At 58.7% G+C, this 13902-nt stretch carries 17 protein-coding genes; all 17 read left to right on the top strand.

Going from position 1 to position 13902, the window contains the following annotated elements:
* Positions 1–13: 13 nt before the first annotated feature.
* Positions 14–613: a ribosome biogenesis GTP-binding protein YihA/YsxC gene (yihA, locus tag Q0K43_RS03245; protein ID WP_297289137.1), complete on the top strand. Its 600-nt coding sequence runs from the start codon at positions 14–16 to the stop codon at positions 611–613.
* A complete protein-coding gene (locus Q0K43_RS03240) occupies positions 610–1362 on the top strand; it encodes a fumarylacetoacetate hydrolase family protein (protein ID WP_297289136.1) in 753 nt (250 codons plus the stop codon). Before yihA ends, Q0K43_RS03240 begins: the two co-directional genes overlap by 4 nt.
* A gap of 142 nt (positions 1363–1504) precedes the next feature.
* Positions 1505–2215 carry a site-2 protease family protein gene (locus Q0K43_RS03235; protein WP_297289135.1) on the top strand — a complete coding sequence of 237 codons (711 nt, stop codon included), beginning with the start codon at positions 1505–1507 and terminating at the stop codon, positions 2213–2215.
* A gap of 1 nt (position 2216) precedes the next feature.
* The gene (locus Q0K43_RS03230; protein WP_366086125.1) at positions 2217–3038 is read left to right on the top strand and encodes a segregation and condensation protein A; all 822 of its coding nucleotides are present in this window, start codon (positions 2217–2219) and stop codon (positions 3036–3038) included.
* A gap of 3 nt (positions 3039–3041) precedes the next feature.
* Positions 3042–3707 (top strand): SMC-Scp complex subunit ScpB, encoded by a 666-nt coding sequence (gene scpB, locus Q0K43_RS03225; RefSeq protein ID WP_297289134.1) that lies wholly within the window; start codon positions 3042–3044, stop codon positions 3705–3707.
* Complete coding sequence (locus Q0K43_RS03220) at positions 3704–4327, top strand: DUF2953 domain-containing protein (protein WP_297289133.1); 624 nt, start codon at positions 3704–3706, stop codon at positions 4325–4327. Before scpB ends, Q0K43_RS03220 begins: the two co-directional genes overlap by 4 nt.
* 3 nt (positions 4328–4330) lie before the next feature.
* Positions 4331–4771, top strand: a complete 441-nt coding sequence (locus Q0K43_RS03215) for a GerW family sporulation protein (RefSeq protein WP_297289132.1) — start codon at positions 4331–4333, stop codon at positions 4769–4771.
* 98 nt (positions 4772–4869) lie between these two features.
* Entirely contained in the window at positions 4870–5874 is a 1005-nt protein-coding gene (locus Q0K43_RS03210; RefSeq protein WP_297289131.1) for a D-alanyl-D-alanine carboxypeptidase family protein, read from the top strand.
* A gap of 69 nt (positions 5875–5943) precedes the next feature.
* Complete coding sequence (locus Q0K43_RS03205; protein ID WP_297289130.1) at positions 5944–6651, top strand: pseudouridine synthase; 708 nt, start codon at positions 5944–5946, stop codon at positions 6649–6651.
* Positions 6652–6878: 227 nt separating this feature from the next.
* Positions 6879–7748 carry a MurR/RpiR family transcriptional regulator gene (locus Q0K43_RS03200; RefSeq protein WP_297289129.1) on the top strand — a complete coding sequence of 290 codons (870 nt, stop codon included), beginning with the start codon at positions 6879–6881 and terminating at the stop codon, positions 7746–7748.
* Positions 7745–9007, top strand: coding sequence for an NAD(P)/FAD-dependent oxidoreductase (locus tag Q0K43_RS03195; RefSeq protein ID WP_297289128.1), 1263 nt, complete (start codon positions 7745–7747; stop codon positions 9005–9007). The genes Q0K43_RS03200 and Q0K43_RS03195 overlap by 4 nt, the downstream gene beginning before the upstream one ends.
* On the top strand, positions 9000–9680 hold the full coding sequence (gene cmk / locus Q0K43_RS03190; protein WP_297289127.1) for a (d)CMP kinase: 681 nt from the start codon (positions 9000–9002) through the stop codon (positions 9678–9680). Before Q0K43_RS03195 ends, cmk begins: the two co-directional genes overlap by 8 nt.
* The gene (locus tag Q0K43_RS03185) at positions 9677–10273 is read left to right on the top strand and encodes a lysophospholipid acyltransferase family protein (RefSeq protein ID WP_297289126.1); all 597 of its coding nucleotides are present in this window, start codon (positions 9677–9679) and stop codon (positions 10271–10273) included. The genes cmk and Q0K43_RS03185 overlap by 4 nt, the downstream gene beginning before the upstream one ends.
* Positions 10270–12213, top strand: a complete 1944-nt coding sequence (locus Q0K43_RS03180; RefSeq protein WP_297289125.1) for a bifunctional 4-hydroxy-3-methylbut-2-enyl diphosphate reductase/30S ribosomal protein S1 — start codon at positions 10270–10272, stop codon at positions 12211–12213. Before Q0K43_RS03185 ends, Q0K43_RS03180 begins: the two co-directional genes overlap by 4 nt.
* 166 nt (positions 12214–12379) lie before the next feature.
* A complete protein-coding gene (locus tag Q0K43_RS03175) occupies positions 12380–12856 on the top strand; it encodes a CarD family transcriptional regulator (RefSeq protein WP_297289124.1) in 477 nt (158 codons plus the stop codon).
* Positions 12857–12949: 93 nt separating this feature from the next.
* The gene (gene ispD, locus Q0K43_RS03170) at positions 12950–13681 is read left to right on the top strand and encodes a 2-C-methyl-D-erythritol 4-phosphate cytidylyltransferase (protein ID WP_297289123.1); all 732 of its coding nucleotides are present in this window, start codon (positions 12950–12952) and stop codon (positions 13679–13681) included.
* Positions 13678–13902 (top strand): 2-C-methyl-D-erythritol 2,4-cyclodiphosphate synthase (locus Q0K43_RS03165; RefSeq protein ID WP_297289122.1); only part of this gene is annotated, 225 nt, incomplete at its 3' end. The genes ispD and Q0K43_RS03165, both read left to right, overlap by 4 nt.

The raw sequence follows: 13902 nt of genomic DNA, 5'->3' as shown, positions 1-13902 counted from the left end.
GAAGGAGGAAATTATGTCTGTCAACCTGCAAAAAGCGGAATTTGTCCGCTCCGCCGCCAAGGTTGCCGACTTTCCCCGGGATCGGCTGGCACAGGTGGCCTTTGCCGGCCGGTCCAATGTGGGTAAGTCGTCGGTGATCAACCGGCTCCTGAACCGGAAGAACTTCGCCCGGGTGGGTGCCGCCCCCGGCAAAACCACCCACATCAACTACTTCCTCATTGATTCCGCCTTTTATCTGGTAGATCTGCCGGGCTACGGCTACGCCAAGGTATCTATGGCTGAGAAGCAGCGGTGGGGGCGGCTCATGGAGGAGTGGTTTGCCGACAGCTCCCTGATGACCCTGGGGCTGATGATCGTGGATGCCCGCCATAATCCCACCGCCGACGACTGTACGATGGCACAGTGGTTCAAGAACAGCGGCAAGCCCTTTGCCGTGGTGGCCAACAAGCTGGACAAGCTGCGCAAGAGCGATATCGAGCCCAACCTGGCCCGCATCCGAGAGACCCTGGAGTTGGACGATGATGTAAAGGTAATTCCCTTTTCTGCTGAGAAGGGAGACGGAAAGCAGGAACTGCTCAATCTGATTCTGGACCATGCGGAGGGACTGGCATGAGATATGTGAAGCTGCTGCGGGACGGCAAGGGCGTATGGGGTGTACTCCAGGGGGACCTGGTGCGCACCTTGACCCGCCCTCCCTTTGAGGAGATCTGTTATGACGGGGAGAGCCTGCCCCTGGAGGCCTGCCGCCTTCTGGCCCCCTGCGAGGCCACCAAGATCGTGTGCGTGGGTAAGAACTACTACGACCACGCCGTGGAGATGGGGGAGGGGGTGCCCGAGCAGCCCATCCTCTTTTTGAAGGCCCCCAATACCCTCAACCACCCGGAGGGGACAATCCACGCCCCCGCCTTTGTGGAGCGACTGGACTACGAGGGGGAACTGGCCTTCGTCATTCGCCGCCGGGCAAAGAATGTAAAGGTGGAGGACTTTGCAGACTATATCCTGGGCTACACCTGTCTCAACGACGTTACCGCCCGGGACGTGCAGAAGGGGGATGGCCAGTGGACCCGTGGCAAGAGCATGGACGGCTTCGCCCCCATTGGCCCCGTGGTCACCGACGAGGTGGACCCCTCCGGTCTGGCCATCGAGACCCGGCTCAACGGGGCGGTGGTCCAGCAGGGGAACACCAGCCAGTTTATGACGGCGATCCCTCAGCTGCTGGAGTTCATTACCGCCTCCATGACTCTGGAGCCCGGCGATGTGGTGACCACCGGCACCCCGGCAGGGGTGGGGCCCATGACCCCCGGCGACACCGTGGAGATCACCGTCCAGGGCATCGGCACACTGCGCAACCACGTTGTATAACATAAGGTCGGGCCGGTGCAGATCATGCGCCGGCCCGACTTGTGTTTTTCGGGGGATTTTGGTATAATCAATCTGAATTTGCACCAGGAGACTAGGGAGCCCGCTCTCCCGACCCGGGTGCAAGCTGTTGGAGGAATGACCATTGGGTTCGTTGCGTGAATTTGCGCAGCATATGGACTGGTGGGGGCTCATTACTTTGCTCATCACCGCCGTGGCCGCGCTCTTGTGCATCACTTTGCATGAACTGTCCCACGGTTATGTAGCTTACCGCCTGGGAGATCCCACCGCTAAAAATGCCGGACGGCTTACCCTTAACCCAATCAGGCATCTGGATCCCATTGGCCTTTTGATGATGGTGGTGGTCAAGGTGGGCTGGGCCAAGCCGGTTCCGGTGGATATGCGCTATTTCAAGCGTCCCAAGCAGGGCATGGCCATTACCGCTCTGGCAGGTCCGGCGGCCAACTTTCTCACTGCCTTGGCGGCGGTGGGCCTGTCTTCTCTGATCTGGCAGTTTGCCCCCATCAACAAGGGGACCCTGCTGGTGCTGTGCTTCCTGTCCAACATGGCCCTGCTGGGCGTGGGTATGGGATTGTTCAACCTGATCCCTATTTCCCCGCTGGACGGGTCCAAGGTCCTCTTTTCCGTACTGCCTGACCGTGCCTACTATACGATTCTGAAGTATGAACGGTATGTGATGGGCCTGCTTGTCGTTCTGGTGCTGTTGGGTGTGTTCAACAAGCCTCTGACGTTCCTGATGCTCCAGTGCCTGCGGGGACTGTGCGCCATCACCGGCATGCCGCTGGAATGGCTGCTCTGGTTCCAGGACGTGTCCGCCATTCTGAACCTGTTTTGAGGTGAGTACCATCGAAACGCCCATTTACCATCTGGAAAAAGTGGTGAAGAACCGGGAGGATCTGGAGGACTTTAACGGGCCTCTGGATCTGATCCTCCACCTGCTGAGCAAAAATAAAATGGAGATCCAGGACATCCAGATCTCCCTGATCCTGGAGCAGTATCTGGAGTGGATGGATCGTCGGCGGCAGATGGACCTGGAGGTGGCCAGTGAGTTTGTCACAATGGCGGCCCAGCTGGTGTACATCAAGACCCGGATGCTGCTGTCCATCCACGACAAGGAGGCTCTGTCCGAACTGGAGCAGCTCATGGCCTCCCTGGAGGAACACCAGCGTCAGGAGGACTATATCCGCATTAAGGCGATAGTACCGGCCCTGTCAGATCGCTACGCCGTTGCACGGGACTATCTGACCAAGCCGCCGGAGACGATTCAGGCGGACAAGACCTATCGCTATGTCCATAAGCCGGAGGATCTGCTGAAAGCCATGCGTTCGGTGCTGGCCCGGGTGGATCACCGCCTGCCGCCGCCCATGACTGCCTTTGAAGGGATTGTGGGACGGGAACCCTACCCGGTGGCGGATAAGGCCGACGAAATTCTGGAGCGGTTGGCCCGGTTCGGGGTTACCCGATTCAGCGCGCTGTTTCGCGGAAACCGCAGCCGTTCGGAGATCGTGGCCACTTTTATTGCCGTGCTGGAGCTGTGTAAAGCCAGACGGGTACGTCTGGCGGGAACGGAGCAGGACTGTACCATTACCAGCACCGGGGAGGATGGGGAGGCGCCTGACTTCTCCACCGACGTTTATCAGCCGTCAGACGGGGGATAATTTATGGAAGTAAAGGAAATTGAATCGGCCATTGAGGGAATCCTCTTTGCTGCCGGCGAACCTGTGGGCGTGGAGCGCCTGTGCCTGACCCTGGATCTGGACCGAAGCACCGTAGACGCCGTTTGCAAGCGCCTGGCGGACAACTATAGTTATGAACGCCGCGGTATCCGGCTGGTACGGCTGGAAAACAGCTATCAGCTGTGTTCCGCTCCGGAATTTGCCCCATACATCCGGAAAGCCTTTGAGACCCGCCGTCCTGCCAAACTGAGCCAGCCCGCGCTGGAGGTGCTGGCCATCATCGCCTATCACCAGACAGCCACACGGGCCTATGTGGATCAGGTGCGTGGGGTGGACAGTTCCTATACCATCGGGCTGCTGCTGGAGCGGGATCTGATCGAGGAGTGCGGCCGCCTGGCGGTGCCTGGCCGGCCCATCCAGTACCGCACCACCCAGACCTTCCTTCGGTCCTTCGGGCTGTCCAGCCTGGAGGAACTGCCCGAGTTGCCCAATATGCCGCCGGAGGACGGGCAGATCACCCTGGAGATGCAGGCGGCGGTGGAGCGGCTGAAAGCGGCGGAAGCAGGGGAGAGCCTGACGGAGATCACCGAGGAAGAGATCGAGGAAGCGGCCCGGGAGTTGGCCAAATCTGAGGAGGAGTCTGGGGCATGATCGTGCTGTTGATTTTGGGAATTGTAATTCTTGCCCTTGTGCTGCTCAGCCTGATTCGGGTGGGCGTGCAGGCGGAATACGTCCAAAATCAATGGGAAGTCAGGTTGTTGGCAGGGCCTGTACGGGTGACGCTTTTCCCCCGGAAAAAAAAGAAGCCCAAGAAATCCCCAAAAGCGGGGCAGGCAAAAAAAGATAAACCCCAAAAACCGCCTCCCACAGCGGGCGAGATCTTTGCGCTGGTAAAACAGCTGCTGCCCATTGTGGCGGATGCGGCGGGACGTTTGCGGAGAAAGATCCGGATCGACGCTTTTTATCTGGACCTTATCGTAGCCTTTGCCGATCCAGTCAAAGCGGCGATGAATTATGGATGGGTAAACGGCGCTGTGGGTATGTTTTGGCCCTTGGTGGAGCAAAATTTTAATGTGAAAGAGTGGCGTATCCGTACAAAAGTAGATTTTACCGCTGAGCATTCCATTGTGAATCTGCATGCGGCGGCCACGTTGACCATCGGGCAGATCGTTGCCTTGGGCGTCCGTGTGGCGTCTCAGGTATTGCCCATCCTTTCCCAATATAAGAACGGGAGCAAATCCCGGCAGGAAACACAGAAAGAGGCGGTTTAAGCTATGGAAAAGCAACATCCTATCGGCGATCTGATGAGCAATATCGTGGATAAGGTCCGTGAGATTGCAGATGCCAACACCATTGTGGGACAACCTATCACCACAGGCGAAGTAACCATTATTCCCGTCTCCCGGCTCAGCGTGGGCGTGGGTTCCGGCGGTACCGAGTTTGGGAGCAAGCACCAGAAGCCGGACGGCGACAACTGCTTCGGCGGCGGCGCGGGCGCAGGGGTGAATCTCATCCCGGTGGGTTTCCTGGTGGTCAAGGGGGATTCGGTGAAACTGCTTCCCGTGGCGCCCCCCGCCGGCACTACTGTGGACCGGGTGGTGGAGATGGTACCTGAGGTCATTGACAAGGTGACCGATTTCATTGAGAAGCAGCAGGAGAAGAAGAAGGCGGCCCAGGAAGCGGCGGATAAACCGGGGTTTGGAGGCGTATACTAACGGCATCAACGTGAGGTGATGCTGTTTTGAAACGCTGCTGCGCCCTTTTCCTGGCGCTGTCCCTGCTGATCTTGCCCGTATACGCAGCGGGATCAACTGTGTCTGCGTCATCCGCCATTCTGATGGATGGGGAGAGCGGACGGGTCCTCTACGAAAAGAACGCCGGCGAACGCCGACCCATTGCCAGCATCACCAAGCTGATGACCGCTTTGGTGGCTTTGGATCTGCATCCAGATCTGACATCAGTGGTGAAGGTGAAGCAGGAATGGACGGGGGCTGAGGGCTCCTCCATGTATCTCAAGCCGGGAGAGGAGCTGACCCTGGAGGCTCTGCTCTATGGGCTGCTGCTGTCCTCTGGCAACGACGCCGCCCTGGCGATTGCCGGGTATTGCGCAGGGGATGTGGAGTCCTTTGTTGCGCAGATGAACAAAAAGGCGGCCCAGCTGGGGATGAACGATACCCACTTTGCAAATCCCAATGGACTGGACGATCCGCAGCACTACTCAACCGCCGCCGACATGGCTATCCTGGCCCGGGCGGTACTGGAGCGGGAGGAGCTGCGGATCATCGCATCCACCCGCAGCATCTCCATTGCCGGACGCAGCCTGACCAATCACAATAAACTGTTGTGGAGGTATGAGGGCTGTACCGGCCTCAAGACCGGCTACACCGACGAGGCGGGACGTACCTTGGTGTCCAGCGCCCGGCGGGACGGTCAGGAGCTGATTGCCGTCACCCTCAACGCTCCCAATGACTGGGCCGACCACGCCGCCCTTTTTGACTATGGCTTTTCTACCTATCCCCGCACCCTGGTGGCGGAGGCAGGGGAGTGGACCGATATCCCGGTAACAGGCAGTCTGTGCCGCTTTACCCGGGTAAGCACCGTATCGGACTTTTACTACCCGCTGGCCCAAGGCGAGACTGTGGAGCGGACGGTGGATCTGCCCCGTCAGGTGGAGGCGCCGGTGTTGGCCGGGTTTCCGGCAGGGCGAGTCACCTTCACGTTGGAGAGAAACGAGATCGCCCAACTGCCTTTGCTGTACCAAACCGGCGCAGTCAACAATGTGGCCCCGCTGCGCTGGTGGCAGCGGCTGTTTGGATGAGAATTGGATATTTTACAGCAGAGGTCTGCCGTGCTGCGGCAGGCCTCTCCTGCGGAAAGGAGACTGGCGGTGGAAGAACGCCTGCAAAAGATTTTGTCCGCTTATGGGCTATGCTCCCGACGGACGGCGGAGACCTGGCTGGCGGAGGGCCGGGTGACGGTCAACGGCCGCATTGCCAATCTGGGAGATAAGGCCGACCCGGATCGGGACGATATTCGGGCAGACGGAAAACCGTTGAAAGAACGCTCGCAGCGTACTTATTTGTTGCTCAATAAACCCAGGGGCTACGTTACTACTCTGTCCGACGAGAAGGGCCGGAAAACGGTGGCCGATCTGGTCAAGGACTGCGGCGTAAGGGTGTGGCCGGTAGGCCGCCTGGACCTGGATTCGGAGGGGCTGCTCATCCTCACCGACGACGGGGAACTGACCCAGCGGCTGCTCCATCCCAGCCATGAGGTGGAGAAGGAATATCTGGTGTGGGTGAAAGGGGATATCCCTTCCGCCTTGCCTGTGCTGCGGGGCCCCATAGAGCTGGACGGCATCCGTCTGAGTCCGGCCCGTGTGGAACCGGTGGGAGATGGGATCCTGTCGGTCACCATCCACGAGGGCCGCAATCGTCAAGTCCGGCGCATGTGCGCCCTGGCGGGCCTTCAGGTGACCCGACTGCGCCGGGTGCGGGAGGGCGCATTGACCCTGGGGCAACTTAGCCCCGGCTGTTGGCGTCCCCTTTCCCGGACGGAAGTGGCGATGCTGGAACAGCTTCCCGATCAGAGTTGAACAGCCTTTTTGCAGGAATTGATAGAATTCTTGCAAAAAAGGGATTGCTTTTCTGCTGAAAAACCGGTATCATATTATTTGTTGAATTTAAGGGTACGCTGCAGATGCGCAGCCTGCTGAACATATCCGGTCTATCCACTGGAATACCGGGGGATAGACCGGAATCTTTGATATCAAGGTTAACGGCGTTATGTCTGCAAGAACTGTGACGTCGGGAGGTAAAGGCTATGCCAAAAGACATTCTCTCCACCATACAGGCTGAAATGAATACCTTTTCCAAAGGTCAGAAGCTGATTGCCAATTACATTCTGGAATCTTATGACAAGGCAGCCTTTATGACGGCCAGCAAGCTGGGCAAGACGGTGAAGGTGAGCGAGTCCACCGTGGTGCGCTTTGCCGCCGAGCTGGGCTATGACGGCTATCCTGCCATGCAGAAAGCCTTGCAGGAGATGATCCGCAGCAAGCTCACCTCCATCCAGCGTATTGAGGTGACCAACGACCGCATTGGCGATCATGACATTCTGTCTATGGTGATGCAGTCGGATATTGATAAGATCCGTCTGACCATGGAGGAGACTGACCGCGCTCAATTCCAGCGCGCGGTGGATGCCATTGTGAAGGCCCGCCATATTTATATTTTGGGCGTACGGTCTGCCGCCGCCATTGCCAGCTTCCTGGGGTTCTACTTCACGTTGATTTTTCATAATGTGACCATCATCCACACCACCTCCGCCAGCGAGGTCTTTGAGCAGATGCTCCATGTGGGGCCGGAGGATGTGGTCATTGGCATCAGCTTCCCCCGCTACTCCCGCCGGACGGTGAAAGCCATGCAGTTTGCCCATGACCGTGGTGCGGAGGCCATTGCCATCACGGACAGTGCAGCCTCGCCGCTTGCGCCCTATTCCTCCATTACATTGCTGGCCAAGAGCGACATGGCCTCCTTCGTGGACTCCCTGGTGGCTCCCCTCAGCTTGGTCAACGCCCTCATTGTGGCAATCGGCCGGAAGAAGAATGACGATTTGTCCCGCACCTTTGAGAGCCTGGAGCGGATCTGGGATGAGTACGAAGTCTATGAGAAGGTGGACGAAAACAGTTGAGTGAGATCGTCGTCATAGGCGGCGGCGCCGCCGGGTGTATGGCGGCTCTGACCGCTGCGGAGCAGGGAGTTTCCGTTACTCTGTTGGAGCGCAATCCCAAGTTGGGCCGCAAGCTGTACATTACCGGAAAGGGCCGGTGCAATGTGACCAATCATTGTACCGTACAGGAGATGCTTCAAAACGTACCGGGTAACAGCCGTTTTCTCACCAGCGCGGTGACCCGCTTCCCGCCCCAGCAGGCGGAGGCATTTTTTGAGGCACTGGGCGTGCCGCTGAAAGTAGAGCGGGGCAACCGGGTATTTCCTCAATCCGACAAGGCTGCCGATGTCATCGACGCCCTGCTGCGGGCTCTGCGTAAGGCGCGGGTGGATATGGTCGAGGATCGGGCCACCGGCCTGATTCTGGAGGAGGGCCGCATCGCCGGCGTAAAAGGGGAGAGGGGGAGATATCCCTGCAAGGCGGCGGTCATTGCCACCGGCGGGGTGTCCTATCCGCTGACTGGCTCCACCGGCGACGGGTATGACTTTGCCCGGGAACTGGGCCACACCATCGTGGAACCACGTCCCTCTCTGGTACCTCTGGTGGCGGAGCAGGACTTCTGCGCCCGGATGCAGGGACTCAGTTTGAGAAATGTAGCCATCCAGGTGAAAAACAGCAAGAAGAAGAGTATATATGCAGAGCAGGGCGAGCTGCTTTTTACCCATTTTGGACTGTCCGGGCCCTTGATCCTCAGCGCCTCTGCCCATATGAGGAGCATGGATCAGGAGCATTATTATGTCATGCTGGATCTCAAGCCCGCTTTGGACCAGGAGAAGTTGGACGGACGCATCCTCCGGGATCTGGACGCGGGAGCAAACAAGGATTTCCGCCATGTACTGGAGGGGCTGGTACCCCGGCTGATGGTGCCTGTGGTACTGGAGCTGACCGATATTCCGGGAGACCTGAAGGCCAACTCGGTGACCCGCGCCCAGCGGCGGCGTCTGGTGGAGACACTGAAGGGTATCCGTATCGACATTGCCGGGCCCCGGCCGATTGCCGAGGCTATCATCACTGCCGGCGGCGTTAAAACATCGGAGGTAGACCCCCATACAATGGCCTCCAAAAAGGTCGGAGGGGTCTTTTTTGCCGGTGAAGTGCTGGATGTGGACGCCTATACCGGAGGCTTTAATTTGCAGATCGCCTGGTCAACGGGCCGGGCGGCAGGGCAGGGGGCGGCTCAGGCCGTTTGTCTTGCCGAGGAGGCAGAGGGATATGAGTAAGCGCAGGAGCATTGCCATCGACGGCCCTTCCGGGGCTGGCAAATCTACCCTGGCCAGAGCTTTGGCCAGGTCCCTGGGCTATCTGTATGTGGATACAGGCGCAATTTATCGTACGGTGGGCCTGCAGGCTTTTCGCAACGGCATAGACCCTGAGAACGGGGACGCGGTGGTGGCCCTGCTGCCCGGCCTTGACATTGGCCTGGGCTATGGGGAGGACGGCGTGCAGCGGATGTATCTCAACGGGGAGGATGTTTCTCAGGTCATCCGGCAGCACGAGATCTCCCGATACGCCTCCTGCGTGTCGGCCCTGCCGGAAGTGCGTTCTTTTCTGCTGGATCGGCAGCGGCAGCTTGCCCGCGAACACGACGTGGTGATGGACGGACGGGATATCGGCACCGTGGTGCTGCCCCAGGCCGACGTGAAGATCTTCCTTACCGCTACCCCTGAGGCCCGGGCCCGCCGCCGCTGGCTGGAATTGCAGGATCGGGGGGAACAGGCCCAGTTTGATACCGTTCTGCGCGATGTGAAGGAGCGGGATCAGCGGGATGCCAATCGCTCCACCGCCCCCCTGCGTCAGGCGGAGGACGCCATACTGGCCGATACCACCGAGCTGGATCTTGACCAGAGTTTGGCGCTGCTGATCCAAATCGTAAAGGAGCGGCTTCAGGCATGAATATCATTTACGTTCTGGCCTATATCGTTCTCTGGCCGGTCTTTCGCATCTTCAAGCCCACCCGCTGTATCAATAAGAAAAACTTTCCCGAGGGGGGCGCGCTGCTGTGCGCCAACCATACCCGGATGAGCGACCCGCTCTTTGTGGCTTATGCCCTGGGGCTCAAGCACCAGATCCACGTTATGGCCAAGGAGGAGGTCATGCACTGGCCTATCATCGGCTGGATTCTGAAGCACGGCGGCATTTTTGGCGTCAAGCGGGGCCAGGCGGATATCGGCGCCATCAAGACCGCTATGAAGTATCTGAAAAACGGGGAACTGCTGCTCATGTTCCCCGAAGGTACCCGTCATCAGGATGGGGATATCGGCGACGCCAAGACGGGGGCCGCTATGCTGGCGGTACGCACCGGGGTACCTATCGTACCCATCTACATGCCGGCAGAAAAAAGATGGTTTCGGTGGAATCCTGTGGTGATCGGGGAACCTTATTATCCCCAGACCGTCGGAAAACGGCCCACACCGGAAGAATATAAGACCATCGCTGAGGATCTGATGGATCGAATTGAGGCTTTGAAACCTCAGGTGGGACGATGAGGGTGAGACTGGCCAAGTCCGCCGGATTCTGCTATGGCGTCCGCCGGGCGGTAGAGCTGGCCGAGCAGGCCGCGCAAAGCGGCCGGCGCTGCGCGATGTTAGGACCGATCATTCATAATAACAGCGTGATTGACTACCTGCAAAAGCAGGGGGTGGAGCTGCTCCAGACGCTGGACCAGGTTCCGGCCGGCGCCGCCGTCATTATCCGCTCTCACGGGGAGAGCAAAGCGGTTCACCAGGCTCTGGAGGAACGGGGCTGTCCTGTGATCGACGCCACCTGCCCCAACGTCTCCCGCATCCATCGTATCGTGCAGGAAGCGGAAAGGGAGGGGCGGCAGGTCCTTATCGTGGGGATGCCGGACCATCCGGAGGTAGCGGCCATTGCCGGCTGGTGCGCCCGTCCTGTTGTACTGGAAGGGGAACAGGCATTGACCAGGTGGCTTGAGGAGGATCCCAAACGGCGGGAACTACCCCTCACAATGGTATCCCAGACCACCTCCACGCACTTTATCTGGACAGAGTGCGTAGAAAAAGCAAAAAAAGAGTGTACAAATTTAAAAATTTTTGATACAATATGTAATGCTACGTATAAACGGCAGTCTGAGGCTCAGGCGCTGGCCGCTCAGTGCGATGCTATGGTCGTCATCGGCGGGCGGGAAAGTTCCAACACCAAGCGACTGGCCGAGTTATGCAAGGCGCTCTGTCCCATGGTCGTTTGGATCGAACGGGCGGCGGAGCTGGAACCTTCCACCCTGTACCGGAAGGCTTCTATTGGAATCACTGCGGGCGCGTCCACGCCTGAGTGGATTATAAAGGAGGTCTATGACAAAATGAGCGATGAAAACATTGAGATCGAGGAATCCTTTGCTGAAATGCTGGAGAAATCGATCAAGACTTTAAATACAGGGGAGAAGGTCACGGGCGTTGTCACTGGCATTACGCCCACTGAGATCTATGTGGATCTTGGCACCAAGCACGCCGGCTACATACCGGTGTCCGAACTGACCGACGACCCTACGGTCAAGGTCGAGGACCTGGTAAAGGTTGGCGATGAGATTGAAACCTATGTCATGCGCGTGAACGACCAGGAGGGTGTTGTCACCCTTTCCAAGAAGCGCCTTGACACCGTGAAGAGCTGGGAAGACGTGGAGCAGGCCAAGGAGGATCACACCACCGTCGAGGGCGTGGTCACCGAGGAGAACAAGGGCGGCGTTGTCGTGTCCATCAAGGGCGTGCGCGTCTTCGTGCCCGCTTCCCAGACCGGTCTGCCCCGTGAGACTCCCATGAGCCAGCTGGTCAAGCAGAAGGTGCGCCTGCGCATCACCGAGGTCAACCGCGCCCGTAAGCGCGTGGTGGGCTCCATCCGCGCCGTTGAGGCCGAGGAGCGTGCCGCCAAGGCCGCCGAGGTGTGGGCCAACATCGAGGAGGGCAAGCGCTACACCGGTACCGTGAAGAGCCTGACCTCTTACGGCGCCTTCGTGGACATCGGCGGCGTGGACGGCATGGTCCACATCTCCGAGCTGTCCTGGTCCCGCATCAAGCACCCCTCCGAGGTCGTCTCCGTGGGCGACACCGTTGAGGTGTATGTCATCTCCTTCGACCCCGAGAAGAAGAAGATCTCTCTGGGCATGAAGGATCGCTCCCAGAACCCCTGGGAGGTCTTCACCTCCAAGTATCAGCCCGGCGACGTGGCCAATGTCCGCGTGGTCAAGCTGATGACCTTCGGCGCCTTTGCCGAGATCGTGCCCGGTGTGGACGGTCTGATCCACATCTCCCAGATTGCCGATCATCGCATCGACAAGCCTGGTGACGTGCTGAGCGAGGGCCAGATGGTGGATGTGAAGATCATCGACATCGACTACGACCACAAGAAGGTCTCCCTGTCCATCCGCGCTCTGCTGGAGGGCGGCGAGGAAGAGGCCGCTCCCGAGGAGGAGTAATTCCGTCACCCAACCGGGGACGCCAGTGATGGCGTCCCCGGTTTTTTACACCCACGCAAGGGATTTTACTTGCAAAGCACAAAAATGAAGTCTATAATGGGTATAAATAGGACAAAACAATGTAAGGAGTGTATAAAACCAGGCGGATCTACTGGGAGGTGGGATCGTGTTTCAGGTAGGGGACAAAATCGTTCACCCGATGCATGGTGCTGGTATTGTGGACAGCATTGTGCAGAAGAAAATCAATGGCGTTGTACGGGAGTATTACATCCTTAAGCTGCCTGTGGGTGGGATGCTGGTCATGATCCCCACAGAAAACAGCGAAGAGATCGGTGTACGCCCGGTAATTGACGAAAAGGAAGCGGACCGTGTCATTGCCGCCATTCCTAACATCGAGGTGGATATGACCCCCAACTGGAACCGCCGTTACCGGGAGAATATGCTCCGCTTGAAAAGCGGGGATCTTCTTGAAGTGGCCCGGGTCGTGAAGGGATTGACTCAGCGGGACGAGGAGCGAGGCCTGTCTACAGGAGAACGTAAAATGCTCCACTCCGCCAAACAGATCCTGATCTCTGAGATTGTCCTGTCCCAGAACGCCAGTTATGAAGATGTGGAAGCGCGCATTAACACAGCGATGGCGTAATAGGATACAACGAAGGGACGGTAAACCGCCCCGCCCATATCAAGCGATAAAAAGGGGCCGGCAGGCTCCTTTTTTGTAAAAGGAGGCAATGCTATGGCGGGGATCTTTTCCCGGCTTTTTCATCGGAATGCCGCCCAGCCGATCCGATGCGGTGCGGTGGTGCCTGCTGCAGGCAGCTCCACCCGGATGGGGCAGGACAAGTTGCTGCTTCCCTTGGATGAGGTACCGGTCATTCTCCGCACGCTGCGGGCACTGGACAATTGCCCTCATATCAGCGAGATCGTAGTGGTCACCCGGGAGGATCTGATCGTGCCTATCAGCGGCTTGTGCCGGGACGCTGCCCTGAACAAAGTTAAGAAGGTGGTGCGGGGAGGGGAGACCCGCACCCATTCGGTGCTGGCAGGCATAGAGGAGTTGAGTCGCGGCGTGGAACTGGCTGCAATTCATGACGGAGCCCGGCCTCTGGTGAGCCAGGCGGTGCTGGATACTGTCATCCGTCGGGCGGAACAGTGCGGCGCTGCCGCTCCTGCTGTTGCGCTGAAAGACACAGTGAAAGTGGCCAGAGATGGTCTGGTGGAACGTACACCTGACCGGTCTTTGCTCTATGCGGTTCAGACGCCTCAGGTATTTCAGCGTGATCTGATCCGAACGGCTCTGATCAAGGCGCTGGAGGATGGGGCGGAGCTGACCGACGACTGTTCCGCTGTGGAACGGCTGGGCATTGGGGTGACCCTGACCCAGGGAGATTACTGCAATCTGAAGCTGACCACGCCGGAGGACGTGGCTATGGCTGAGGCCCTGCTGGCCTGGAGGGAAGAAGTATGAGAATCGGACACGGATATGACGTACATAAGCTGGTGGAGGGCCGGAAGCTGATTTTGGGCGGGGTAGACATCCCTTGGGAGAAGGGGCTGCTGGGCCACTCCGACGCCGACGTACTGACCCACGCCATTATGGACGCCCTGCTGGGGGCGGCGGCCCTGGGGGACATCGGCAAGCTGTTCCCAGACAACGACCCGGCCTACGCCGGAGCGGACAGCCTGGTG

Source organism: uncultured Flavonifractor sp. (assembly GCF_944383115.1).
Classification (GTDB): Bacteria; Bacillota; Clostridia; order Oscillospirales; family Oscillospiraceae; genus Flavonifractor.
The sequence above is the reverse complement of the archived record's forward strand: the minus strand, read 5'-3'. Positions and strand labels throughout refer to the sequence as shown.

Coding starts and splice junctions, on each gene's coding strand:
- Q0K43_RS03220 (WP_297289133.1), top strand. CDS start 3,704: ATGATCGTGCTGTTGATTTTGGGAATTGTAATTCTTGCCCTTGTGCTG.
- Q0K43_RS03200 (WP_297289129.1), top strand. CDS start 6,879: ATGCCAAAAGACATTCTCTCCACCATACAGGCTGAAATGAATACCTTT.
- Q0K43_RS03215 (WP_297289132.1), top strand. CDS start 4,331: ATGGAAAAGCAACATCCTATCGGCGATCTGATGAGCAATATCGTGGAT.
- Q0K43_RS03185 (WP_297289126.1), top strand. CDS start 9,677: ATGAATATCATTTACGTTCTGGCCTATATCGTTCTCTGGCCGGTCTTT.
- Q0K43_RS03180 (WP_297289125.1), top strand. CDS start 10,270: ATGAGGGTGAGACTGGCCAAGTCCGCCGGATTCTGCTATGGCGTCCGC.
- Q0K43_RS03240 (WP_297289136.1), top strand. CDS start 610: ATGAGATATGTGAAGCTGCTGCGGGACGGCAAGGGCGTATGGGGTGTA.
- cmk (WP_297289127.1), top strand. CDS start 9,000: ATGAGTAAGCGCAGGAGCATTGCCATCGACGGCCCTTCCGGGGCTGGC.
- scpB (WP_297289134.1), top strand. CDS start 3,042: ATGGAAGTAAAGGAAATTGAATCGGCCATTGAGGGAATCCTCTTTGCT.
- ispD (WP_297289123.1), top strand. CDS start 12,950: ATGGCGGGGATCTTTTCCCGGCTTTTTCATCGGAATGCCGCCCAGCCG.
- yihA (WP_297289137.1), top strand. CDS start 14: ATGTCTGTCAACCTGCAAAAAGCGGAATTTGTCCGCTCCGCCGCCAAG.